Consider the following 24,249-nt stretch of genomic DNA (forward strand, 5'->3'; position numbering starts at 1 on the left):
ATTAGTGTAACCTGTCTTGTTGCCCATCAGCCGTCCGTAAGACGCGTTTAAATCGCTTATCAAAATCATGACGGGTCAACATGACACTATGCTGACAACCCTGACATAGTAACTTCATATCTGCACCGATACGTGTGATTTCCCATGCATTATGCCCACAGGGATGTGGCTTGCGTAACTCAACAATATCATGTAATTGATACATAAGCCCTCCTAGTCATTCAAATCAATTCCTAATACCTCAAAAATACGTGCTAAATCTTCATCTGACAAATAAGATATTTCAATCTTACCAGCCCCTTTACGATTCCTGGTAACCTGCACCTTAGTGCCCAATTTGTCCTCTAAAGCGGTCTGTGTAGCCTGTAAGTAGGCTGAGGGCTGCTGATGCGTATGCTCCGAACTACCTTGTTCATTTAATTTATTCACTAGTTGTTCGAGTTGGCGAACCGTTAACCCTTCAGCCACTACCCGTTTAGCTACCGGCACAATCCGGCGCTTATTACGTAAGCCCAATAAAGTCCTTGCTTGTCCCATTGATAACTTGCCAGCATTCACCAAGTCTTTTACCTCAGCTGGTAAGTTTAACAGGCGCAATAAATTAGCTACTGCTGAACGTGCTTTCCCTAACCGTTTAGCCACCTGGTCCTGCGTTAAATGTAAGGTTGTCATCATATCGCGGTAGGCCTGCGCCTCTTCTAGCGGGGTTAAATCCTCACGTTGCAAATTTTCTAAAATAGAAGCTTGCATCATTTGCTCATCATCAAGCTTACGAACAATAGCTGGGATTGTCGCTTCTTGAGCTAACTTGGCAGCACGCCATCGACGTTCTCCCGCTAAAAGCTCATATTGTTGATTATTCTTTGGATTATGCCGCACAATGATTGGTTGTAAGATACCATTTTCTTTAATTGAAGCCGCTAAATCTTTTAGCGCCACTTCATCAAAAATGCGCCGTGGTTGAAAGGGATTTGAAACAATTTTCGTCACTTCAAGTTGACGAATCTCATCACCCGTAGAAACCGAGGTATCAACGCCTTGCTCTGCAAACAAGGCTCCTAACCCACCACCATCGCCCAAAATCGATTTTTTCTTATTATTCACCATGAGCCGCCAAGACCTCCTTTGCCAAATCCATGTAGACTTCAGCACCCTTAGACTTCGGATCATAGTCAATAATTGACAGCCCATGCGAGGGGGCCTCCGATAAGCGCACATTCCGCGGAATGGTTGTTTGATAAACATCTGTGCCAAAATAATCACGGACATTATCAACAACTTCAGTCGATAAATTAGTCCGCCCATCGACCATCGTTAACAACACCCCTTCTACCTCTAAATCAGGGTTAAAGTGTTGCTTAACTAATTTCATATTATTCATCAACTGGCCTAAACCTTCCAAAGCGTAATATTCTGCTTGCACTGGAATTAAAATTGAATCAGCCGCCGAAAAAGTGTTGATGGTAACTAATCCTAATGAAGGCGGATTGTCAATTAAAATATAGTCGTACTGATCGCGTATCCCACTCAATGAATTTTCTAAACGCACTTCACGGGCCATTACTGGCGCAAGTTCTAGCTCCGCACCAGCTAACCGGATGGTAGCAGGCACAATATCCATCCCTGCATGCGAACTTGGAACAATCGTGTTGGCTAAGGGTTCATTATGTACCAGTACATCATAAACATCCTTTTCAATGGCCGATTTTTGAATACCCGAGCCTGAGGTCGCATTCCCTTGAGCATCAGTATCAATAATCAATACTTTCTTTCCTAGGGTGGCTAGAGATGCACCAAGATTGATAGTGGTCGTTGTCTTGCCGACCCCTCCTTTTTGATTAGCTAATGCAATGACATGTCCCATTTAACTCCCCTTTCCTTACAGTGGTTTACGTAAAGGATCGCCCGGTTTTCTCGGATACTTTCTGGGCGTTTTTTGGATTTTCTTAATCACCATGACCGCTCGAGCATCGCCGTTAGGCAGGGTCACATCTACTTGTTCCTCTAACTTACCACCCAATATTTGAATGGCCCGCCGAGCTTCATTAACCTCATCATCAACTTGACTCCCCTTCATCGCTAGTAGGACTCCACCAACTTTTACTAAGGGTAATGTCAATTCACCAAGAATATTTAATCTGGCTAAAGCTCTAGCCGTCGCCAGGTCAAAGGTCGCCCGATAGTTACTATTCTTATTACCAAATTCTTCTGCCCGCGCATGGATAATAGTCACATCTGTTAATGCCAGCTCATTTACTAACTCTTCCAGAAAATGAACTCGCTTCCGCAAGGAATCAATAATGGTAATCTTCAATTGCGGAAAAGCAATCTTTAGTGGGAGCGATGGAAACCCAGCCCCGGCCCCAACATCAACCATCTTCAAAGGTTTACTCTGTAGAGCGGGGTAGGCCCAAGCCAACGTTAATGAATCGTAAAAGTGCTTTAAATAGACAGCGTTTCGCTCTGTGATTGCTGTTAGATTCATATGTTCATTTACTGCCACCAACTTCGTATAATATAGCTGATATTGCGCTAGTTGATGGTCATCTAGCTGCACACCATGTTCACGTAATGCCGTCGCAAATTCTTCAGGATTCATTTTATTTCTCCATACTCTTTCCAATAGTAAAAGAATACCGCAAAATAGCGGTCTATTCAATAGTTTCCGGCAGTGAAGGGCATGGCAACTAGCTTTTCATGTTCCATGTGAAACAAGCTCCCTATTTATGCGCTCTTAAATGCTGCCAAATTTTTTCTTGAACCTTGGGTTGGGGCTTTTTTGCTATTTCAGATAATGTTTGCCATTGTCCTCTTTTCACGTCCACTTCAGTATCAAGCGTTCCAGTTAGCACTATCACTTGCCATTTTTGATGCGAGTAGACGTGTGTAATCGCTTTCTCAGAAAGCGGCTTAAGCGTCGTCTGAATACCATAATCCATTTTCAATCGTTTCTCAGTAGCCGTCACCATTTCAGCTAATTGCCAGTCAGCTTCAGGATCCTCAGTAAACTCAGTGAGTGCATATAAGGGCATGGTCCAAAAATTGGCTAATAACCCTTGCTTCGGCCTTTTTTCAAACAGATAGCCACTAGGACTCGTTATTCTAACCGCAAAATAATGAATTAAGCGCGCTGGTCGCGCCTTACTTTTCACTGGATAAAAATCCTCTGTACCGTCTTGGTAAGCAGCATTAAACGCTTTAACCGGTGAATGTTCACTATCATAATTTTTAGCCGTCATATAGGAAGAACCTAAGTCCATTATCGCTTGATTAAAATCGCCTGGCCGTTTTGGATCAATCAATTGATTACCTACTTCAAAAAAGAGTTGTCGTGTCCTAGGCAACCTGATATCAGCATCAATTTTAAATAAACGCGCCAAAACGCGAAAGGCATTACCATCAATTGCGGCAACCGGCTCCAAAAAGGCAATACTTGCAATAGCCGCAGCAGTGTAAGGACCAATCCCTTTGAGTTTTTCTAATTCCTTCATGGTCTGAGGCCATTCCACTCGACCGTCAGTCACTAGTTGTTGGGCCGCCTTTTGCATGTTGCGAACACGTGAATAGTAACCCAAGCCTTCCCATGCCTTTAATAGTTGCTCTTCGGGGGCTGATGCTAAAGCTTCTACAGTCGGAAATAAGGTCATAAAGCGTTGATAATACGGAATTACCGTATTAACTTGTGTTTGTTGCAACATAATTTCCGAAACCCAGACATGATAGGGATCTTGGTCTTGTCGCCAAGGTAAATTTTTCCGCCCAGCTTGATCATACCAGTTTAGTAATGTTTTCCTAAATTGATGAATTTTTTCATCTGTCCACATCGTAATCACTCTTATTACCTCCTTTTATATTTTATTCTGAAAAAAAAGCGCATTACTGCGCTATGCCTTCTTTTTATTCTTTTTAGTTCGTTGAACAGTCGGCAACTGAATGGTAAAGGTTGTTCCATGAGGTTGCGTATCACTAACAGTAATTGTTCCATGATGTCCTTGCACAACCCATTGAGCAATGGATAGCCCTAAGCCATACCCGCCAGTTGATCGAGAACGGGCCTTATCAACTCGATAAAAACGATCGAATAGATGTTTCTTTTGTTCATCCGTGACACCACTACCAGTATCAACCACAGTCAACGTAAGTGTATCTTTTTTTTCATGTGCACTGACGGTCACCTCTGCCCCTTTTCCAGCATATTTTTGTGCATTATCAACTAATAACACTAGTAGCTGCCTAAGACGTTGCGCATCCCCATACATGGGTAGTGAAGCGGGCATATCAATATTTAATTTTTGGCCCCGCTCTTCCGCATTAAACTTATAAATATCACCAACCTCACGTGCTAACTGGGCCAAATCCATGTGGTCAAAGATAAACATCGGTACATCAGCGTCTGATTGCGCCAGCGTTAATAAATCACCTGTTAGATGATTCAAATGACGCACCTCAGTCAATGAATGCGCAATATTTTCGACTTGGTCCAAAACGGTATCATTTGGATGTTCCAACATGCGTTCCAAATTGTTTTGAATAACCGTCATCGGTGTTTTAAATTCATGGGCTGCATCAGCCACAAACGTCCGTTGCTGCTCCCAAGAGCGCATAATGGGTCGCATATTAGCCCTGGTCAATGCCATTGCCATTAATAAAAGCGCAATCTCTGAAAGCGCAAAAATCCAAATTAAACGGCGCGAAATCTTTTCTAAAATTTCATGCTGATTAGTCACATTCAGATAGGCTAACCGGTTCCCTTGGCGTTCAAATAAAATCCATTGATTTTGAAATTGTTTTAAAACCACTTGATTTTCCTGCTTGATATCAAGTGACTTTTTCAAAGCATCACTATAATCTACCACATAGGCCCCACCAACTGGCGTTCCGGTAACTGGAGTTTCAAGTGCTCTTTGAACCTGAGCTTCGGCCGGCCCGTACATAATCTCTTTAAACTGACTAACAGCAAAAAGGCTAATCAACATAAACACGAGGGTAAAGCCCATCACCATTAGGATAGTCATCTTCTCACTTTGCGACAAAGACTCACGAATTTTTTGGAGCGGACGCGGGAGCTTTAAATGTTCGAAATTATGTGTACTAGTCGTGCCATATTGGGGGCCAACATATTGTTCTTGATCATTCCGTTTTTTCATTTACTTAAGCTTCTTGGGCGGCTGTTAGTGTATAGCCGACATTTCGCAACGTTTTAATCGTAACAGCTGCTTGGGCATTCCTTAGGTTTTTTCGGAGATTACTCATATATACTTCGACAACGGTCAATGAAGTATCAGAATCAAAACCCCATAAACGGTCAAAAATTTGGTCCTTTGTCACAATTTGACCAACATGCTGCATTAAGTAAACCAAGAGACCAAATTCTCTTCCCTGAAGATTAATTTCTTCACCACCAACCAGCACCTTGTGTTGGTCAACCAAAACTTGAATATTCCCCACTTCTAGGGCGCCATCCTGACCCAAAACGCCAGCATGACGGAGTAAAGCCTTCAACCTGGCTAGTAATTCCTCCTTATAAAAGGGTTTAGTAATATACTCATCCGCTCCTAAATTAAACCCTTGCATTTTATCAGCTAACTCCCCCTTAGCAGTCAACATCAAAATTGGCAGGTTCGGGTAGAGCTCCTTAGAGTCCTTTAAAATACTAAATCCATCTTTTCCTGGTAGCATAACGTCCAGAATGACTGCATCATAAACGCCAGATTCAATTTCATACCAGCCTTCATCTCCATCATGGACCTGCGTAATTTCACCAAGTTCATCAATTGTTTCTTTCACTGTATCATTTAATGCATAGTCATCTTCTACAATTAACAATTTAATCGTTTGATCTGTCATTCTGTCTACCTCGTTTCTTTAACTCCTACACCCTTACTAGCTTTATACCCGTGAGATTATGCCTTTCAGCATAAAAGTTAAACCTTAAATAGGGCATATTAACATATGCATTCCCAATTCCATTATATGCTATTGCTCCTAGCTTTACCTAAGAAAAAACGCATTGATTACTAGTAATCAATGCGTTTAGGACTGCAGATTATGTCTCTGCAGACACTACTGTGGCATAACGCCATTCAGATTGTGTCGCCCTTGTTTCCTTTACAAGGGCGACACGATCTGATGATTTTCTAATCTACTCAAATCGTATCACCCCCTTTCCTAGATTAGCCAACGCCTTACCAGCATTGGTGTATAGACATTTTAACACACATTAGTAGCAAATTGCTGGCAACCATTATTAATGCTAGTTATCGTTATGGAAGCAAGTCAAAGCTAGCAAGAACTTTCGCTAATTGATACCGTTGTAATTTCCCACTAGCTGTCCTAGGAAAAGAAGTCCCCTGATCAAGATAGAACGTTTGTGGCACCTTATAATGAGCCAGATGTTGTCGTCCATACGCTCGTAGGGCTTCGCTACTTAGGGAAGCCGCTGCTTTAAACCGAATAATAGCTACTGGAACTTGGCCCCATTCCTGATTTTTTTTTCCCAAAACCACTACTTCGTCAACTTCTGGCAAGGCTCGGTAAACCGCTTCAACTTCATCAGGAAATACATTTTCACCGCCCGATGAAATCATGTCACCTTCTCGGCCTACTATATACAAATAACCCTCAGAATCCAAATAACCCCAATCACCAGTATCAAACCAGCCCTCATCAAATGACGCTAAATATTTCTTGGTCTGGTTTAAATATCCCGCAGTTAAGGTCGGTGATTTAAGTTGAACCCGTCCAACAGCATTAACACTTGTATCATTGGTCTTAATCCGTAGGCTAACCGGGAATAACGGCTTGCCCACTGAACCTATTTTCTTAACAGCATCTTTGGGATCAAGCGCTACTACTTGGGAGGCCGTTTCGGTCATCCCATAAGACTGTACAATCGTCGCCCCGCTTGCTTGAGCGTGCTCTAAATCCGTCCGGTCTATTGGCCCACCACCAACTAAAAAAGTTCGAAAATGCTTAGGGTAACGCTGACCAAGTGACAAATCAGCTTGCAAAGCGGTCAACATAGTTGGGACCACTGACATAATCGTGGCTTGTCCATCTAAAAGTAAATGGTTAATGTCAGTCGCAGAAAATTTTTCAACTAATACTACTTTCGTCCCGTACAATAATGACCGCATCATAATTGACAGGCCACTAATATGAAAAATTGGTACTACCGCTAACCAAGCTTCTTGATCAGTTAAACCCAAATTAAGCACTGAGCCCATTGCAGAATAAAAATGGTTACCGAAAGTTTGTAAAACCCCTTTTGGTTTCCCTGTCGTCCCCGAAGTATACATGATGGTTGTTACTTGATCATTATCGAATTCTACAACCGGTTCCACGGTTTTCCCTTGGGTATTTTTGATAGTCGTAAATGATAATTGCTCAACAGCTAACTGATACTGTAGTTGATCATCAACTACAACCTGACTCAGGTTTGCATCCGAAATTTGATACGCTAATTCATCATCTGCTAAGCGGCTATTCAACAAAACAATCTGACGTCCCAACTGTTGTAGGGCTAAAATCAATTCATACCCCATTAGATTATTACGGGTTAGCAAGCCCACGCGTTGATTTCCGTCTAATACATTAACTAACTTACCTGCTAAGGCTAATACCGCTACTTGTAACTCTTTAAACGTTAATTCTTGTGAACCATACTGCACTGCCGGGGCGTCAGGACTGAGGTAAGCCCGCTTAGACAACCAATTTTCCAAAATTATCTTTATCCTTTCTACTACTTCATTTCACGGCTTTTCCAAAAAGTAAAAAGTCCCCTCATCCTACAATAGGGGGACTTTTTAAACTAGTGCTGGTTTAAGGGAACTTAGGGAATTGATTAAAGTCTGGCTTGCGCTTCTCCAAAAAGGCGTCGCGACCCTCCTTACCTTCATCCGTCGTATAAAAGAGCATCGTGGCATCACCTGCTAGTTGTTGCAAACCAGCTACCCCATCCGTATCTGCGTTCATTGCAGCCTTGATAAAGCGTAGTGCAGTTGGAGACTTCTCTAGTAATTCATAGGCCCACTCAAGGGTCGCCGTCTCAACCTCAGCTAAAGGTACTACTCGGTTAATCCACCCCATAGCTAGCGCTTCATCGGCCGAATAAAAATGATCTAAGAACCAAACCTCTTTAGCACGCTTATGTCCAATGACCCGCGCTAAGTAGGCTGATCCGTATCCAGCATCAAATGAGCCTACCTTAGGTCCAGTCTGTCCAAATTGGGCATTGTCAGCAGCCACTGTTAAATCACACACTAGCTGTAGGACATTACCCCCACCAACTGACCATCCTTTGACCATCGCAATGACTGGTTTTGGAATAACACGAATTAGTCGTTGCAGGTCCAACACGTTTAGGCGTGCAATTTCATCAGGACCTACATAGCCCCCGTTACCACGGACAGATTGATCTCCACCTGATGAGAATGCCTTGTCACCGGCACCAGTTAGTATAATCACACCAATTGATTCATCATCACGGGCCAAAGAAAAAGCATCAATCATTTCTGACACCGTTACTGGGGTAAAAGCATTGTGTTTTTGTGGCCGGTTCATCGTAATTTTTGCAATTTTTCCCGTCCGTTCAAATAAAATTTCTGAGTAATCCTTAATTGGTGTCCACTCGGTTTGTATCTCCATCTTTTTTTCTCACTTTCGTCTTTAACTTACGTTCATTGTACTATTATCTGCCATAGCAGTAAAAGCCAGGGAACATGTTCCTGTCATTTTACAACTAACAGAACGGATACATTGATTCTTTTTTGCTTCCTAAGGTAGCTGGCCTCAATCCATTAAACCAATTACCCTTGTTTTAATCATATCGCCAATCTACTTTCAACACTGTGGATATTCTTTGCGTGAGGTCCTAGCAAAGCGCTCAATCCGATCAGCCACTACCTATTTTAGAATGTTTATTTTACCAGCTGATTAGATTAATAGAATCTTTTGTTCCAGGTTATATAGCGAAAGATAAACTTATGAGGTAGCTCCGAACCCGACCTACCGTTACTTCACTGTATATATAGTTCAAAGGGAAAGCAATATTGATCACCCTACTACCAAACCTTTACGTGTCCTTTTTAAACAGCGTAAAATATAGATATGTAACCGCTTATCCAATTAAGAAGGGAAGAATTTTATGAGTCTTAGTGAACTCCTTGGTATAAAAGTCCAAACCGTGTCACCCAGCAAGGTCACCTTATCTTTAACGATAAGTGACCAACTTAAGCAACCCTATGGTCTCCTACATGGTGGTATTAATGCTGTCCTAGCAGAACATGCAGCTAGTCTCGGTGCCAATGCGGCTTTAGAGGAACGTGGGCTGAACCAGGTAAGTGTCGGCGCCGATCTACAAATCCATTATCTTGCTAGTGCTCGGCATGGTGAATTGCTTGCAAGTGCTGAGCCCATCAAGATTGGTCAGCGCTTACAGGTCTGGCAAGTAGACATTTATCAGTTACCGGGCCATGTTTTAACTGCTTTTGCGACGGTTACACTAGCTAACCAAACAACCAACTGAAAGGATTATCCTTATGAAGGCCTTATTAATCATCGACTATACTAATGACTTCGTAGCGCCAGATGGTGCGTTAACTTGTGGTCTACCAGGTCAGACAATCGCTCCTCGCATTATTGACTTAGCAACTGAGTTTTACCAAAGGGGCGATGCCGTTATCTTACCCACCGACTTACACCAAGCTAACGATCCTTATCACCCAGAAACCAGTCTCTTCCCTCCACACAACCTCGCAGGGACACCAGGTCGAGCATTTTATGGTCCTTTAGCTGACTGGTACCATCAGTACCGCCAAGCTGAAAATGTGTGGGCCTATCCTAAAAACCGTTATAGTAGTTTTGCTAATAGCAATTTAGATAATTATTTACGTTCTCGGCATATTACCGATTTGCATTTAACTGGTGTTTGCACCGATATCTGTGTCTTACACACTGCAATTGATGCTTATAATCTTGATTATCAATTAACCATCCATGCTGATGCTGTGGCTAGCTTTTCTCCGGCTGGGCATACCTGGGCCCTTGGCCACTTTAAAAACGCACTGGGTGCGACGGTCACGCCTAGTGTATAGAGTTACTTTCACTAGCTTGTCACAGCTAGTGAACATGACAAAATGCTTACTAGTGAACCTCCATTAGCAGTCCATTCATTTCTGTCACAGGAAAGCTTAAGCTCTTGGTTAAGGGTTGCATGCTCGCAACTGGCGCACCAAAATCTACAAAAACCGTTTGTTCTAGTGACCACAAATCTGTCGTTTGCTGTACCAGTTTCAGCCCAGACTGCCAACCTAGTTTCACCAATTTTGACTCCAAGTGCCTACTCGTGATCAGATAAATAGGTTTTATTTGTGCTCGCAATAAGTCGTGAACGCGATCGACTATCGCTTGCGTCAACGGTTCCTGGATTGGATTCACAACCACAGCACAAATCATCGCAGGGCTGTCAATCACATGTAATTTAACCGTCGTTGAAATTTTACGAGTCCACATCCGACAATTACTTGTACGTTGCAAGAAGCCAACCCCAAGTTGGTAATCAACATGTAAATAACTAGCTCCATATCCCCATGACCACTCATTCTTTTGCTGAAACAAGGCTTGGTAGAGATGAAATGCTAGGTTATCCTGATAGACACATGATATACCATCATTTGGTAAGGCTACTGGCCCAAAATCATGGGCCCGTCCAGCCTGAACGTGCTGACACACATTCAGGGCTACAATAACGTCTACTTGTAATTTTTGACAGGCCTGGGCCAGCTTATTACCATTTGGCAACCGCTGACTCTGTTCACGCGGACAATCTAACACTAATAACCGCATCTCCTTGCCCTCCCTAGGCTGACTCGCTCATTGATTGATGTTTCATAGCATAGGCAATTCGGGTGTGAAAAACAAGCCAGTGTGTACTTGAATTTTATGCATCATTCTAAGCTTTATTTCATAGTTCAACCCCTATCCTAAAAACAATGAGCATGCTTGCGTGTTTGTTAACTTATCCTTTACCTTTAATCTACTAAACTGTCACCGCCCTTTACTAATACAAAAAGGGTTCTCTTAGGCCATTATTTAACCTACTTGTTAACTTGTCACAGATAACAACCTACTAAGAAAGCGGGATTCTTAATATGCCCAACCAGCAGCATCCAACTAAAACTTTTGAAGATCAATGGATCTTACATCAGATTGTTTCTCAAGATGCCCTTGATTTTAAGGCTCACCTTGTTAAAGTGTCTGGAATATATTATCGTTTTACTATTGTCACTTCCTCAAAGGCCAAACGAGCAAATCATTATATCGTTTCTGCCACCGAGGGAAACCGCTTAATTCTCAGCCCCTATCAAGTAAAGGAGTAACCCTATGCCCTTTGGTATTAAAATTGTCTCGCAAAATCATGTTGGTCTAAAGGAAATGCTTGGTAAGTATCAACACGAAGTACAATCAGGATTGCAATTCTACATCCCCTTAATACAAAAAATTCGCACCGTTTCTTTAGCCATGACCCCCTTAGCCTTACCAAACTACTCAGTGATTACAAAGGATAACGCTGATGTTCAGGTGAGTGTTACCTTGAACTACCACGTAACCAATGCGCCTAATTATATGTATGAAAATACTGATTCTGTTGAATCAATGGCTCAATTAGTCCGCGGACACCTACGAGATATCATCGGAACGATGGACCTCAACCAAGCCCTCGGTTCAACTTCTGAAATCAACGCTAAACTAGCCGATGCGATTGGCGACTTAACTAATATTTACGGAATCAATGTAGACCGGGTCAATATCGATGAACTCACGCCTAGCAAATCAATTCAAGAAGCCATGGACAAGCAATTGACAGCTGATCGTGAACGGGTAGCTGCCATTGCCAAGGCTGAAGGTGAAGCCCAATCGATTAATTTAACGATTAAGGCTAAAAACGATGCCATTATGTCAACTGCTAAAGCAGAAGCACAAGCCACTAAACTCAGGGCAGACGCTGAGCAATATCGAATTGAGGTCCTACAAACCGCCCTCAACGAGGTTACGCCAGCCTACTTTCAACATCAATCCATTGAAGCCTTTGGTAAACTTGCTAACGGTCCAGCAAACACCATCGTACTCAATGGTGAACAAAATTACCAATTAGGCCAAATTCCGGCCTTTGGAAAATTATTTTCAACTGGTGAACAAACGAATCATTAAGCATACAAAAAACGACCAGTTCGTAAACTGGTCGTTTTTTTAAATGTCTGTCAGTTTATGCCATTTAGGCCTTTCTGCTGAGCCATTAGCTTGATTACCCTGGTCTAAATCTTCTTCACCCGCCAAAGGACTATCATCCTGGTCCACTGCTTCCTCAACAGCTGTTATAGCCGCTTCAGGAGCCAACACTTTATCAATCACCTGGTCTAAATTGACTAATTCATCATGAGTCAGGGTAATCCCCTTACCCATCTTCTTATGATCAGGGGACCACGTTCTCAAGTCAAATTTAGGTTGATTGGCTCCCCACTTAACAAAATTAAGTTGTAGTTCCCAACCACTTTTACTCGTCGCTAAAGTACCAAACTCTTCTAAAATTTCAAATTTTAAATCGGCCATCAAACCCCTCCTCTAGGTGAGAAACATCTATCTTACCCGCTCAGTTAAACAAAATCCAAGTCATGCGCAATCGGTGTCTGCATCATCACGCGGACCGTATCTCGGTTTCTCGTTTGTGCTAAGACCCACATTAACTTGGCGACTACAGCCTCTGTATTCATATCGCCCACTGGTATCCCACCAGCATCAGCCACCCGTTTACCAACTTCATACAGATAAATATCTTGTCCTTCTTCTAAGATCTGGGTGGTGATAATAACAGGGATGCCGGCCGCCGTCAATTTTTGAATACCTGGCACTACATTACGTCCCTCAAAGGGTAGCCCCCCATTACCAAAACTTTCAATGATAACACCATGAACATGGTCAGCTAGATAGTCAAATAACTCAACCGACATCCCAGGAAATGCCTTTAATACAAAGATATTAGGATCTAAGGCCAATTCACTAACTAAGACCTTATCATTCACTTTAGGAGTAAAGTGCTGATGTAAAACGCCATCCTGAACACTGGCAATATAAGGATAATTAATACTTTCAAAAGCATCATAACTTTTCGTTTTTGTTTTAATGGCCCGCGTGCCCGCCATGACTAATCCATTAAAAACGAGATAAACTCCCGCCAAGGTCGTTTGACTAGCAAAGGTTAAAGCATCATGCAAATTACGAACAGCATCCGTCCCGTCAATTTCCAAAGGTACTTGCGAACCAGTTAAAACAATCGGGCGATCAAAATCATTTAACAAATAAGATAGTCCCGCTGCCGTATACGCCATGGTATCCGTCCCGTGGGTAATAATGAACGCATCATAAGCCGCCCGCTCGGCCTTTAACTTTTCGGCTAAGCGCAACCAATCCTCTGGTTGCATATTTGATGAATCTTTGTTCATCATCCGCTCCACAGATAAATTCACTGCTGGTTGCTCACCAAAATAACTGATAATAACCTCATCAGATAATCCAGGTGCCAGTCCATTTTCAGTTTCACGTGATGCAATTGTACCACCAGTTGTTAATACTAAAATCTCCTGCATTCTATCATCCCCTGTCTATATGTCCATCTTTCTTATTATCGCATATAACCGTTATTTGTCAGCTCTTGAATCAATCAAGTGGTAAACTGGCCTTAACCAGTTTTTTTACACTAAAGATTAGGATTATAAATTAAAAGTAGGAGGCACTATTATACTATGCAAGCCATCCAACTAAGGTCATTTGGACCTGTTAGCCAACTTAATACGGCGACTGTTAACCGTCCAACTATAAAACCCAAACAGGTTTTAATTGAAACTCATGCTGTTGCTATTGAACCTTATGATGTTAAATTCGTCGCAGGCCAAATGCCCTATCAAAAGTCCCTGCCCGTGATTCCTGGTTCTAGCGTCATGGGCACAATTACCGCCATTGGTAGTGAAGTTACTGATTTTAAGATCGGCGACCGTGTAGCTGCTAATCGTTATCTCCAAACATACGCCGAATATGTGGCTGTTCCGGCCAGCGCCCTGGCACTGGTGCCACCCGAATTAAATGATAGCCAGGCAGTAGCGGTAGCGGTCAGTGGTGCCACCGGATACCAACTGATTCATGATGACCTAGACCTAAAAGCTCAGCAAAAAATTTTGATTCAAGGAGGTGCCGGCGCAGTTGGTACGATTGCAATTCAGGAAGCCAAACTCTTAGGCGCCCATGTTTACGCAACTGCTAATCCCCGTGACTTTTCCCTAATTGAAAAATTGGGAGCCACACCAATCGATTATCATCAAGATTACGCCCAACATCTGAGTAACTTTGATGCCGTCTTAGATCCCATTGGCGGTAAAACTGCCATTCAATCAGCCAGACTATTGAAAAAAGGTGGCAAATTACGTAATTTGACAAGTTATGATGAGGCAACAATTGCAACCTTTCCAATCGACGCCGCCCAAACTTGGCTAAAGCCAAAAGGTGGTCCCTTGCTAGAAAAATTATACCAAGATATCGTAAAAGAAAACTTTATGATTCGAATTGATACCATTGCCCCCTTTAATGAACAGACGGTTCGCCAGATGCACACTGCATTACGAGAAGACAGCAGTCATGGTAAACTAGTCTTAACATTTTAAACAAAACTGCTATTAAACCAACTAAAATAAGGAGTAATTTTATGCCTGCTACTAAAGATTATTATCAAACAGTCGTGAACAATCTAAAAGACCACGGGGTTAGCATAGACTCGCTCGTCCCTCTTGTGGTGGAAAGTCAAAAAGATCACGTTCCTGATTTAGATGCTGCAAGGGCTCGCGATGCGATTGAACACGTTCTTCATAAAACAGAGGCCCAAGACGCCATTATGACTGGCCTAGCCTTAGATGAACTGGCTAATGCTGGCCAATTGCCTGAGCCCCTGCAGACACGTGTGTCAGAAGACCAAGGAACGTATGGTATTGATGAACAATTAGTTATGTCGATTTTGGGCATTTATGGCACCATCTCCTGGACTAATTTTGGCTTCTTAGACCGTACTAAACCCGGCATTATCGGGCAGCTTAATGATAGCCAAAAGGAAGGCGGTCGCGTCAACACCTTCATCGATGACTTGGCCGCGGCTATTGTTGCCGCAGCTGAAGCCCGGATTGCCCACGACTAAAATCGCTTGCTTACGCTAAATATAATCTACAAAAAAGGGCCGGCTACCAAATTGGTAGCCGGCCCTTTTAACTTACTTAATTAATCTTCAACAACGTCAATCTCAACTTCTTCAACTGGTTCTGAACCCATAAACTTGGCAACCAAAGCTGCTAAGACGGCTCCTACCATTGGTCCAATCAAGTAAACACCAAACTGGGTCAAAGGACCAACGTTACCATAAAAGGCTGCAAACAAGGCTGGAGCTAATGAACGTGCAGGGTTCATTGAAGCACCAGTAATTTGAAGACCAATCAACATTAGTGCAATCACAGTAGCTGAAATTGCCAAAGGCGCCATCCGTTGATCACCAAATTGCTTTGATGTCACCATCAAGACAACCAAGACTAAGACAAAGGTCAAGAATAACTCAATTAAGGTTGCACTCAAGCCATTAATAGGTGATTGGTAAATTGTCTGACCAAAACCAATCTGCGCAATTGCCGTCTTCTTAGCTTGGAAAGCCATCATCAAGCCCCAAACAACAGCTGAACCTGCTAGAGCACCCAAGATTTGTGAAGCAAAGTAACCTAGGAAACGTGTCCATGACATACGCTTGTTCAGTGCCATGGCCAAGGAAACTGCTGGGTTAATGTTAGCGCCAGATACACGGCCAAAGGTATACATAACAGCCAGGGCTGCAAATCCAAAGGCAAAGGCCACTGGTAATGGACTAGCTTGTAAGCCAACAAATACTAATGTACCAGTTCCAAGGGCTACAAACATCATCGTGCCAAAAAACTCAGCGAGATAAACTCGTAAATTTTGCATCAAATAATTCCTCCAATAAAAAACATCTATAACTAAAGTATCCTATACAAGACACTATACAACACCCTTTACAATTAAATAACCTTAAAGGGGAAGCTTTAAGTCTTTCTAAACTATCTACCTAGCGCTGCAACAGCCGCATCATTAAGATTATCCCAAACACTATCTGAATCCTGCTTGAATTGTTCCATGTAGTCTTTGGCATTAGGTTTTGCTTCGCCCATAATGGAATCGTCAAAATTCAAGACTTGTAAGTTATGAAAGTCTGAATCCCAACGAACAGTAAAGTAACTGCCATCCGCTTGTTCATCGACAATTGCTTGAAAACCGCGTTTAAGTGTATCTTTGATTAAATCATCTTCGGTCACATCAAACCCATGGGCCTGCATGACAATCACTTGATCCCGTAATTCATCAATCGTTTCAGCCAGTCGATCCATTAGTCCCCTCCTCCTTAATTAGCTTTATCCCTTATTGTATCAGTGCTTAGACTAATTATAAAGTCTTCTATCATGCTTTTCCGGCTCTTTAGCCGCCGGCCCCAGGTACTAATATTTGTCCATAATTCAGAATGCGCTTATAATGAACGTAATTAAGCCAAACTTTATATAAGGAGTTCCTTTTAAATGGTAGAAGCAGTCACAGCACAAGAAATGCAAAAGCTAGATCGGTATACCGTAGATACAATCGGCATGCCCTCACTAGTCCTCATGGAACGCACAGCCTTAGCGGTAATCGAGGTCATGGCCGCCGGTAAATTTGACCTGAGCAACGTCCTGGTGATTGCAGGGCTGGGCAACAATGGTGGAGACGGGATTGCCATTGCCCGCTTGCTTATGCAAAAAGGAATTCGTGGCGACCTCTTAGTTCTTGGTGATGAAAAACGAGCAGCCCCCAATACCGTGACCCAATTAAACATAGCCCGTGCTTATGGTCTGCCGGTACAACATCGCGTTCGCGACTTTCGAAACTATACCGTCATTATTGATGCCCTATTTGGCATTGGCCTAACCAAACCCGTGCCAACCAAGTTGGGCGAAGTCATTAAACGAGTTAATGCCGCTAACATCCCTGTCGTATCCGTGGATGTGCCTTCCGGTCTTAATGCTACTACCGGCGAAATCCTTGGATCTTCAATCCGGGCCGAAGCAACCGTGACTTTCGGCTACCCTAAAACAGGCCTATTGAAAAATGAAGGTCTTAAACGTGCTGGTGATATCTACGTCAAAGATATTGGCATCTATAAGCCTGAACAATTAACACCTATTAGCAATAGCTAGGAGAAGAACATGCAAATCGTACTTATTGGTGCTGGACCCCGCAACTTAGTCCTCACCGAACGTCTCGTTGCCTATGCACAACACACGGGCATTACCAGCCATATTCATCTAATTGATCCCTATCCCATTGGGGGTCACGTTTGGCAAACTAATCAAAATCCCCTTTTTTTGGCAAACACCATTGCGTCACAATTGACCCTATTTACTGATGCCACCATTCAAAAAGAATTTCCAGGTTTAACTGGTCCAAATTTGTATGATTGGGCCAGCCAAGAGGCCGAGCACTATTTACAACACCACCACTTTGAGCACCAATCAGACTTTTTAAATGAATTGAGTCGGCTAACGCCTAATAACTACACATCACGTGGTTTATTTGGGGTCTATGCCCAGTGGTTCTTTGAACAAGTTTTAACTACCAGCCAGGCAACACCTGCTGATATTACCGTCACCCATAATATAGTAACTCAACTGATACCTGATAAAGACCATGGTTATCAACTAACGTTAGCAAATGGTCAACAGTTAAAGGCCGATTATGTTGTCTTGACCCCTGGTCATCTTGCAGCACGGCCCAATGACCTTGAAGCGACCTTTACTGCCTTGGCTAAAACTGAGGCAGATCGACATTATCTACCACCTATGCACCCAAGTGATGCTCCCTTGGCTTTAATTCCCGCCAAGGAGGATGTTTTAATCCGCGGGCTTGGGCTTAGCTTTTTTGACTATATGATTGCTTTGACGGTTGGTCGTGGTGGTCGCTTTACGCGTAATGCAGACCAATCCCTGGTTTACCAACCATCAGGCTTAGAACCCCACTTAATTGCTGGCTCCAGACGGGGTTTGCCACCTCATGCACGTGGGATTAATCAAAAACAGAATACCCAACGTTTACAACCTCATTTCCTCACTCCAGTTCGCATGAAGGCCCTCGCTCAATCGCACCAAGGTTATGTCCCTTATGATGACTTTATGCATTTGGTACGGCAGGAACTTAGCTACAAATACTACCGTAATGTAGTAAATGATCTTAGCCAAACTTTTCCCTTTGCTAGTGCCCAATTTGTAACCGCCCTCAAAGAAAGCAACGATTTAGAGGCGACAGCCCAGGCCTATGCCTTTCCACCCGCAGAATTAATGGATTGGGAAAAGGTTATGGCGCCCAATCAGTCCGTAACAGCGGATCAATCTTATACTAATTTTTTAATTAAGTATTTAAAATGGGATATTCATGACGCCAAACTAGGTAACCTATCTGCACCTTATGCAGGAGCCTTCGATATTCTACGTGATCTGCGTAATCAAATCCGTCACTATTTGGCTGATGGTTACTTCACCCCCACAGACTATCAAAAGTTCTTAACAGACTTTAGCCCCTTAAATAATTTTATTGCTGTTGGGCCACCACTCTTACGAATGGAACAAATGAGCGCTCTAATGCAGGCTGGTATCCTAACTATTACCGGTCCCCAAGTCCAAGCTAGCATCGGTCGTGAAAATAACTTTATGATTGAAGATATTTATCACCATCAGTGGTTTGCTCCTAATTTGATTGAAGCACGGTTGCCCGGGCAGGGTCTATCTCAAACAAAAGATGAACTCTTAGTACAACTACAAGCAGCTTCACTCATCAATCCTGCTACTGTTAAAACGGCTGGTTATCCTAGCCTTTCACTAAATGCAGCTTTTAATGACCGTACGACCCTACAAGCCTTAACAACAAGCGGAAGGCCTGTTCCTGCTTTATATGTTTGGGGGATTCCAACTGAGGGTTGGAATTGGTTTACTACCTCGGCGCCTCGTCCTGACGCTGACGATAAGGCCTTAAATGATGCTGAACATATTGCACATAACATTTTTACCCAGGAACGTCATAAGTCATAAGTCAAAAAAGGGAGACTGAACACATGTTCAGTCTCCCTTTTGATTTCAATCAATCCATATTTAATTTAGAATGTTTCATACCGTAAGCTAGGTAAATGACTAATCCCAGGCCAAACCAAATGGCTGCTACAACCAACGTTTCACTGTGTAGTTGACTAATCATAAAGAGAGAGAGTCCCGCTGACACTAGCGGTAAAATTGGATAACCAGGCATATGGTAGCCATTGTTACTTAAGTCCGCCCGTTTACGCAAGGGGAGCACCCCTAAGGAAACTACAAAAAAGGCTAAAAGGGTTCCCATATTAACTAAATCAACTAACCGCTCTAATGGTACTAGTCCGCCAAAGGTGGCAATGACCACCGTAGCCACTCCTAAGGCCCTCGATGGCTCGCCATTCACGTTTAACTTACCTAAATTACCAGGAAGCAAACCATCCCGACCAATCGCATAAACCAAACGTGATGACGCATAAACCATCGTATAAATCATCGTAAACATCCCGACCAGGGCACCCAAGGAAACAACCAAGAATATCCCCCTTTGCCCCACTGCATTTAAAGCATAGGCAACTGGGTCGGCAACATTTAACTTTGTATAATGAACCATTCCGGTTAACACCAGGGCAACTAAACTATATAACAGCCCGGCAATAACTAGGGTACCAATAATTCCCAAGGGCATATTACGTTTAGGATTTTTGACTTCCGCCGCTGAAGATGATAGAGCGTCAAAGCCCAAGAAGGCAAAGAAGACCAAGGATGTACCAGTCAACACTCCTTGCCAGCCAAATGCTCCAGCATGCCGGGCCGGGATAAAGGGTTGGTAGTTACTCTGTTTAATATAAAAAGCACCAACGACAATAAAAAGTATAATAATCGCAATTTTCAATAAAACCATGGCATTTTGAAAATACTTAGATTCCTTCATCCCTCTGCTTAATAGAGCCGCCACAATAACGATGATAAGTACAGCAATTATATTTATGTAGGTGCCCTGGGCTGGGTTAAATGGTCCTGACAAAGCCTTGGGCAAGCTGAATACAGGAGCTACCAGACTGGTAAAGTAGGCAGCCCAGCCAGTTGATACAGCCGCAACAGCCAAAAAGTATTCTAAAATGAGTGCCCAACCTAAAATCCAACCAACTACTTCACCAAAAATAATATTTCCATAAGAATAAGCTGAGCCGGCCACCGGCAAGGTTGAGGCAACTTCAGAATAAGCCATCGCCACTAAGGCAGAAACGGCTGCAGCTAAGAGAAAACTCAACGTAACTGCTGGACCAGCAGTGGTGGCCGCAACCGTTCCTGGCAGGATAAATATACCTGCACCAATAACAGCACCAACGCCTAATCCTAGTAAGTCCTTAGCCCCTAATGTCTTTTTAAAAGCCCCATCGGTTTTTAAATAATTCGCTAGTGATTCTTTTTTAAACATTCGCTGTAACAATTTCATACCCACTCCCCCTCTTGTAAAGTCTTCAGTCTCAAGACTAATCTAGAGACCAACCGACCTGCTAGCAGTCACCACAATCCAATCTTAATCATTTTTAATCAACCCAAGTTGACCTGCCTCATGGTCTTGAACTATCTACTAAGATAAGAACAAACCCTGTTGCAAGGCTGACCGGACACGATACCTTATACAAGATCATCTCCAACCCATTCGCTCATAAGGCTAATAACTGCTTCGTTAATCACCCTGGATAATGCCATAATTCTACGCAGAATAAGTGAACAGGTCAAGAATTTTATCATTCTCTCATTTAAGTGGCAGTAAGTCTTTGTCATCAATTCTCTTGTGTACTGTAACCCAGTCTTTTAATCCTACTCAGTTGAAAGGTCAATCAATTATGGTTATATTAGAGAGTAGCCTTTAACCATTTTACAGCTATTAGTTATACTAAATAACAGACCTAGTAGAAAGGATACCCATGACTAAAGCAAAATCAGCTTACTGGCAACATATTATCGATGCTGCCCAAAAGCATCCGCAGGTGGCTGGTCTTGACCAGTTGCCTTTCTTCACTCTTGCCCCAATGGAGGCCGTCACCGATACTGTCTTTCGACGCGTGGTCGCTGCCGCTGCCGCTCCTGAAGCATTTTACACGGAATTCACTAACGCTCGCAGCATTTCCCATCCTAAGGCCAAGTTCACTGTTCAAGGCCGACTATGCTTCGTGCCTGAAGAAGCATCTATTCCCATTGCCCAATTATGGGGTGATCGACCAATTGACTTTGAATTAGGAAGTATTGATCTGAAAGAGCGTGGCTTTGAAGCATTGGATATTAACATGGGGTGCCCAGACTCAACTGTCATTAAAAATGGTGGCGGTTCAGATTTGATTCGCCATGCAGAAAAAGTTCCTGCTCTCATTGCAGCAGCCAAAACAGCTGGACTTCCGGTATCTGTTAAAACGCGATTAGGGTTTAACCGTGTAGAGACTTACAAAGAATGGCTACCCTTACTCTTAGAACAAGATATTGAAGTCTTGACGATTCATTTACGTAGTCGGAAAGAAATGTCTAAGGTTCCTGCGCATTTTGAATATATCGATGATATTCTAAAAATGCGTGACGCCATTGCCCCGCATACGCTCATTCAAATTAATGGGGATATCAAAGATCGTGCTCAGGGACTCGCATTAGCTAAGGCACATCCAGGTTTGGATGGTATCATGATTGGTCGTGGTATTTTTGAAAATCCTTATGCCTTTTCAGATACGCCGACTGAGCATACGCTAACCGATTCGCTTAATTTACTCCGAATGCAATTGGACCTTCACGATGACTTTGTCACGAACTTCTGGCCTTCTAATTTTCAAAAGCTCAAGCGTTTCTTTAAAATTTACGTTCGTAATTTTTCCTACGCTTCTGACTTGAGAATTGCCTTAATGGACACTAACTCTACTGATGATGCCCGTCAAATTCTTGATACTTTTGATCAACAGTGGCAGGCCAAACAAGAGCAAAAATTAGATTAAAACAAAAAACGTTCAAGATAATTATCTTGAACGTTTTTTGCATGGGTCTATTTTTCAAAGCGCTTGAACGTACCCAACCAGGCAATGCAGACTTGCCCCAAAACTAAGACCGACGCCATTAAATTGAAGTAAATTAACAAAACCACTAAAGACCCTAAGGATTGATAAAAGCCGACATTTTTCAAAGCAAACTGTGCATAAAAGCCAAAGACTGAATTAACGACCAATAATAATATAATTTCGATAATTGACCCGGTTACGACCGCGCGCCAAGACTGCTTAATGACCGGGAGCAGAAAATTGAAGAGCGATAATAAAACAAACAGAGCTAAGCCTGCATATAACCAGGCCTGCTTTGCGACAGCCCCTAAAAAAGGTACCGAAACAGGTAAGGCATCCACCACAGTTGGTAGGAACGAACTAGCTATAATAATCACTAAAGCTGCGGTTAAAAGCACCAGCATCCAAATAAAGCTCAAAATTCTGGTAATTAACCCATTTTCTTCATCTTCCACATCATATACTTGGTTAAACACTTGCCGAATGGTCGCTAAAATACTACTAGCACTCCAGAGGGTGATTACAACAGTAAAAGATAGAACCCCTACGCCCCCTTTTAAAATTGATGCTACCAGTGGAACTAACACATGCGCCACGTTGGCCGGCAATTGACTAGCTAAAAAGCGATTGATCTCACTTGAATTAACACCAACTAGGCCAGCAACCGCGCCAATACTCATAACCAAGGGAACTAAAGATAGGAAAGTATAATAGGCAATGGTTGGTCCCACCATACTAATATTTGCTCGTTTAAAATACATGAGTAACTGCGGTAAGTGCCACTTTGACATCGCCTTTTTGGCTGTTTTGATCATTTTTAAATCCTTCTCTACTGTTTCACATGAAACTAATTAAGCTTACCCGCCCGATAATCCTTCACATAATTCCAGAAACTAGCAACTGCTGAAACTAAATCGAACCCTGGTAAAAAGATAATATAAACAGCCGTTGCCCAGCCGGACGTTGGTCCAATTAAAAACAAAAATAGCGCATCAATTACTAGCGATGTTAGTAATTGCCCTGGTTGTGCATGGAAAATAGAGCGACTAAATCCACCTATCATAATGTTCTCCTGTTAATTAAGCCATTTTTTCAAAAAGGCAGCTTTAATCTTCGTATATTCTGGTGACATATAATCTTTAATGCCATGCACCCCATTTGGCACTAAGTAATATGGTGTTTTAGCAGCACCCAATACTTTACGCGCAGCCGCCATCATATTAACTGTTTGCTGGTAGGGAACAACTGGATCTGCTTTACCGGCAAAAGCTAAAATAGGGGGCATCCCTGGGGCAAAGTAGGTTGCTGGATTAACTTTTTGCACCAAATCAGGTACATCTTTAGGTGCCTGACCTTTAAATAACAAACCTTCAAAGGAAGTAGCTGTTCCCGTCTCCGCAAACTTTGGCTTTACTCCTGAACTAGCAAACTGCTCTTTGAATTTATCAAACTCATAAGGCCCATACATGGCAATCACAGCCTTCACCTTTTCTGATACTTGTGGATACAGGCCAAAATCACGCTTTTCCATTTTGCCCACATTCTCTGTCGCAGCTACCGTGACCGCTAATTGTGCTCCGGAAGATTCACCCATCAACGCCATTCGGTCTACATCTAGCTGATATTGTGCCCCCTGGGCGTGCAAATAACGTAAGGCAGCTTTAACTTCATAGATTTGCGTTGGATAATCTGCCTGCCAGAGCAGTGAATAATCTGGACTAACAATGGCATACCCATATTGTCGTAATAAAGCCATCGCCGGGGCTAGTTTAAATGATCCGCGCCGTCCACGATACAATCCACCACCATACAAATCAACAATGACAGGAAAAGGGCCTTGACCTTCATTTGGTAAAAAAATATCCAGTTGATGATGGTCACCTGGCATATAGCTAATATCATGCCATTGCCGTTCAATATCCTCAGCTGGAATATCCTGTCTGACATATTTTTGATCAATAAAACGTCCCGTCATCAACTCTACCTCCATATAATTACTA

27 protein-coding genes are annotated in these 24,249 nt (G+C 42.7%); 9 read left to right on the forward strand and 18 right to left on the reverse strand.

The window, feature by feature from the left end; translation table 11 throughout:
* Nucleotide 1: 1 nt before the first annotated feature.
* The 9 genes from G414_RS0104355 to menB form a co-directional block, all read right to left on the reverse strand.
* Nucleotides 2-205: a DUF951 domain-containing protein gene (locus G414_RS0104355; protein ID WP_022791635.1), complete on the reverse strand. Its 204-nt coding sequence runs from the start codon at nucleotides 203-205 to the stop codon at nucleotides 2-4.
* 8 nt (nucleotides 206-213) lie between these two features.
* Complete coding sequence (locus tag G414_RS0104360; protein ID WP_022791636.1) at nucleotides 214-1,107, reverse strand: ParB/RepB/Spo0J family partition protein; 894 nt, start codon at nucleotides 1,105-1,107, stop codon at nucleotides 214-216.
* Nucleotides 1,097-1,864: a ParA family protein gene (locus tag G414_RS0104365; RefSeq protein WP_022791637.1), complete on the reverse strand. Its 768-nt coding sequence runs from the start codon at nucleotides 1,862-1,864 to the stop codon at nucleotides 1,097-1,099. The genes G414_RS0104360 and G414_RS0104365 overlap by 11 nt, the downstream gene beginning before the upstream one ends.
* 15 nt (nucleotides 1,865-1,879) lie before the next feature.
* Nucleotides 1,880-2,599, reverse strand: coding sequence for a 16S rRNA (guanine(527)-N(7))-methyltransferase RsmG (gene rsmG, locus G414_RS0104370; protein WP_022791638.1), 720 nt, complete (start codon nucleotides 2,597-2,599; stop codon nucleotides 1,880-1,882).
* Nucleotides 2,600-2,720: 121 nt separating this feature from the next.
* Nucleotides 2,721-3,830, reverse strand: coding sequence for an A/G-specific adenine glycosylase (gene mutY, locus G414_RS0104375; protein ID WP_027694540.1), 1,110 nt, complete (start codon nucleotides 3,828-3,830; stop codon nucleotides 2,721-2,723).
* Between the two features lie 54 nt (nucleotides 3,831-3,884).
* Nucleotides 3,885-5,147 carry a sensor histidine kinase gene (locus G414_RS07275; RefSeq protein WP_022791640.1) on the reverse strand — a complete coding sequence of 421 codons (1,263 nt, stop codon included), beginning with the start codon at nucleotides 5,145-5,147 and terminating at the stop codon, nucleotides 3,885-3,887.
* Nucleotides 5,148-5,151: 4 nt separating this feature from the next.
* Nucleotides 5,152-5,847, reverse strand: a complete 696-nt coding sequence (locus G414_RS0104385; protein WP_022791641.1) for a response regulator transcription factor — start codon at nucleotides 5,845-5,847, stop codon at nucleotides 5,152-5,154.
* Nucleotides 5,848-6,263: 416 nt separating this feature from the next.
* Complete coding sequence (locus G414_RS0104390) at nucleotides 6,264-7,721, reverse strand: o-succinylbenzoate--CoA ligase (protein ID WP_022791642.1); 1,458 nt, start codon at nucleotides 7,719-7,721, stop codon at nucleotides 6,264-6,266.
* 100 nt (nucleotides 7,722-7,821) lie between these two features.
* Nucleotides 7,822-8,646, reverse strand: a complete 825-nt coding sequence (menB, locus tag G414_RS0104395) for a 1,4-dihydroxy-2-naphthoyl-CoA synthase (protein WP_022791643.1) — start codon at nucleotides 8,644-8,646, stop codon at nucleotides 7,822-7,824.
* A 499-nt stretch (nucleotides 8,647-9,145) separates the two neighbouring features.
* Here menB and G414_RS0104400 point away from each other — a divergent pair, with 499 nt between their 5' ends.
* Entirely contained in the window at nucleotides 9,146-9,526 is a 381-nt protein-coding gene (locus G414_RS0104400) for a PaaI family thioesterase (RefSeq protein ID WP_022791644.1), read from the forward strand.
* A gap of 13 nt (nucleotides 9,527-9,539) precedes the next feature.
* On the forward strand, nucleotides 9,540-10,094 hold the full coding sequence (locus tag G414_RS0104405) for a cysteine hydrolase family protein (RefSeq protein ID WP_022791645.1): 555 nt from the start codon (nucleotides 9,540-9,542) through the stop codon (nucleotides 10,092-10,094).
* A 49-nt stretch (nucleotides 10,095-10,143) separates the two neighbouring features.
* Here the strand turns inward: G414_RS0104405 and G414_RS0104410 are convergent, their stop codons facing one another.
* Entirely contained in the window at nucleotides 10,144-10,845 is a 702-nt protein-coding gene (locus tag G414_RS0104410; RefSeq protein WP_022791646.1) for a hypothetical protein, read from the reverse strand.
* Between the two features lie 305 nt (nucleotides 10,846-11,150).
* On the opposite strand from G414_RS0104410, the gene G414_RS07280 reads away from it, so the two are divergent.
* Both G414_RS07280 and G414_RS0104420 read left to right on the forward strand, forming a co-directional pair.
* Entirely contained in the window at nucleotides 11,151-11,378 is a 228-nt protein-coding gene (locus tag G414_RS07280; RefSeq protein ID WP_022791647.1) for a hypothetical protein, read from the forward strand.
* A gap of 4 nt (nucleotides 11,379-11,382) precedes the next feature.
* Complete coding sequence (locus G414_RS0104420) at nucleotides 11,383-12,210, forward strand: SPFH domain-containing protein (RefSeq protein ID WP_022791648.1); 828 nt, start codon at nucleotides 11,383-11,385, stop codon at nucleotides 12,208-12,210.
* Nucleotides 12,211-12,249: 39 nt separating this feature from the next.
* On the opposite strand, the gene G414_RS0104425 is transcribed toward G414_RS0104420, so the two are convergent.
* Nucleotides 12,250-12,609: a YdbC family protein gene (locus G414_RS0104425; protein ID WP_022791649.1), complete on the reverse strand. Its 360-nt coding sequence runs from the start codon at nucleotides 12,607-12,609 to the stop codon at nucleotides 12,250-12,252.
* 44 nt (nucleotides 12,610-12,653) lie between these two features.
* Entirely contained in the window at nucleotides 12,654-13,643 is a 990-nt protein-coding gene (locus G414_RS0104430; RefSeq protein ID WP_022791650.1) for an asparaginase, read from the reverse strand.
* A gap of 156 nt (nucleotides 13,644-13,799) precedes the next feature.
* On the opposite strand from G414_RS0104430, the gene G414_RS0104435 reads away from it, so the two are divergent.
* Entirely contained in the window at nucleotides 13,800-14,711 is a 912-nt protein-coding gene (locus G414_RS0104435; RefSeq protein ID WP_027694541.1) for an NADP-dependent oxidoreductase, read from the forward strand.
* A gap of 41 nt (nucleotides 14,712-14,752) precedes the next feature.
* Nucleotides 14,753-15,235, forward strand: coding sequence for a phosphatidylglycerophosphatase A family protein (locus tag G414_RS0104440; RefSeq protein ID WP_022791651.1), 483 nt, complete (start codon nucleotides 14,753-14,755; stop codon nucleotides 15,233-15,235).
* Nucleotides 15,236-15,315: 80 nt separating this feature from the next.
* Here the strand turns inward: G414_RS0104440 and G414_RS07285 are convergent, their stop codons facing one another.
* Together G414_RS07285 and G414_RS0104450 are read right to left on the reverse strand one after the other, a co-directional pair.
* Nucleotides 15,316-16,044: an MIP/aquaporin family protein gene (locus tag G414_RS07285; protein ID WP_022791652.1), complete on the reverse strand. Its 729-nt coding sequence runs from the start codon at nucleotides 16,042-16,044 to the stop codon at nucleotides 15,316-15,318.
* A 113-nt stretch (nucleotides 16,045-16,157) separates the two neighbouring features.
* Nucleotides 16,158-16,484: a hypothetical protein gene (locus G414_RS0104450; protein ID WP_022791653.1), complete on the reverse strand. Its 327-nt coding sequence runs from the start codon at nucleotides 16,482-16,484 to the stop codon at nucleotides 16,158-16,160.
* 186 nt (nucleotides 16,485-16,670) lie between these two features.
* Here G414_RS0104450 and G414_RS0104455 point away from each other — a divergent pair, with 186 nt between their 5' ends.
* Together G414_RS0104455 and G414_RS0104460 are read left to right on the forward strand one after the other, a co-directional pair.
* The gene (locus tag G414_RS0104455) at nucleotides 16,671-17,324 is read left to right on the forward strand and encodes an NAD(P)H-hydrate epimerase (RefSeq protein ID WP_022791654.1); all 654 of its coding nucleotides are present in this window, start codon (nucleotides 16,671-16,673) and stop codon (nucleotides 17,322-17,324) included.
* Nucleotides 17,325-17,333: 9 nt separating this feature from the next.
* Nucleotides 17,334-19,208 (forward strand): FAD/NAD(P)-binding protein, encoded by a 1,875-nt coding sequence (locus tag G414_RS0104460; protein WP_022791655.1) that lies wholly within the window; start codon nucleotides 17,334-17,336, stop codon nucleotides 19,206-19,208.
* 49 nt (nucleotides 19,209-19,257) lie between these two features.
* Here the strand turns inward: G414_RS0104460 and G414_RS0104465 are convergent, their stop codons facing one another.
* Nucleotides 19,258-20,661 (reverse strand): APC family permease, encoded by a 1,404-nt coding sequence (locus G414_RS0104465; RefSeq protein ID WP_022791656.1) that lies wholly within the window; start codon nucleotides 20,659-20,661, stop codon nucleotides 19,258-19,260.
* A gap of 478 nt (nucleotides 20,662-21,139) precedes the next feature.
* On the opposite strand from G414_RS0104465, the gene G414_RS0104470 reads away from it, so the two are divergent.
* Nucleotides 21,140-22,189 (forward strand): tRNA dihydrouridine synthase, encoded by a 1,050-nt coding sequence (locus G414_RS0104470; protein WP_022791657.1) that lies wholly within the window; start codon nucleotides 21,140-21,142, stop codon nucleotides 22,187-22,189.
* A gap of 47 nt (nucleotides 22,190-22,236) precedes the next feature.
* Here the strand turns inward: G414_RS0104470 and G414_RS0104475 are convergent, their stop codons facing one another.
* The 3 genes from G414_RS0104475 to G414_RS0104485 are packed head-to-tail and all read right to left on the reverse strand — an operon-like array spanning nucleotide 22,237 to nucleotide 24,224.
* Nucleotides 22,237-23,064, reverse strand: a complete 828-nt coding sequence (locus tag G414_RS0104475; RefSeq protein ID WP_022791658.1) for a YihY/virulence factor BrkB family protein — start codon at nucleotides 23,062-23,064, stop codon at nucleotides 22,237-22,239.
* A gap of 32 nt (nucleotides 23,065-23,096) precedes the next feature.
* On the reverse strand, nucleotides 23,097-23,312 hold the full coding sequence (locus G414_RS0104480) for a hypothetical protein (protein WP_022791659.1): 216 nt from the start codon (nucleotides 23,310-23,312) through the stop codon (nucleotides 23,097-23,099).
* Between the two features lie 12 nt (nucleotides 23,313-23,324).
* The gene (locus G414_RS0104485) at nucleotides 23,325-24,224 is read right to left on the reverse strand and encodes an alpha/beta hydrolase (RefSeq protein WP_022791660.1); all 900 of its coding nucleotides are present in this window, start codon (nucleotides 24,222-24,224) and stop codon (nucleotides 23,325-23,327) included.
* Between the last annotated feature and the right edge of the window lie 25 nt (nucleotides 24,225-24,249).

The organism is Weissella halotolerans DSM 20190, from assembly GCF_000420365.1.
Classification (GTDB): domain Bacteria; phylum Bacillota; class Bacilli; order Lactobacillales; family Lactobacillaceae; genus Weissella; species Weissella halotolerans.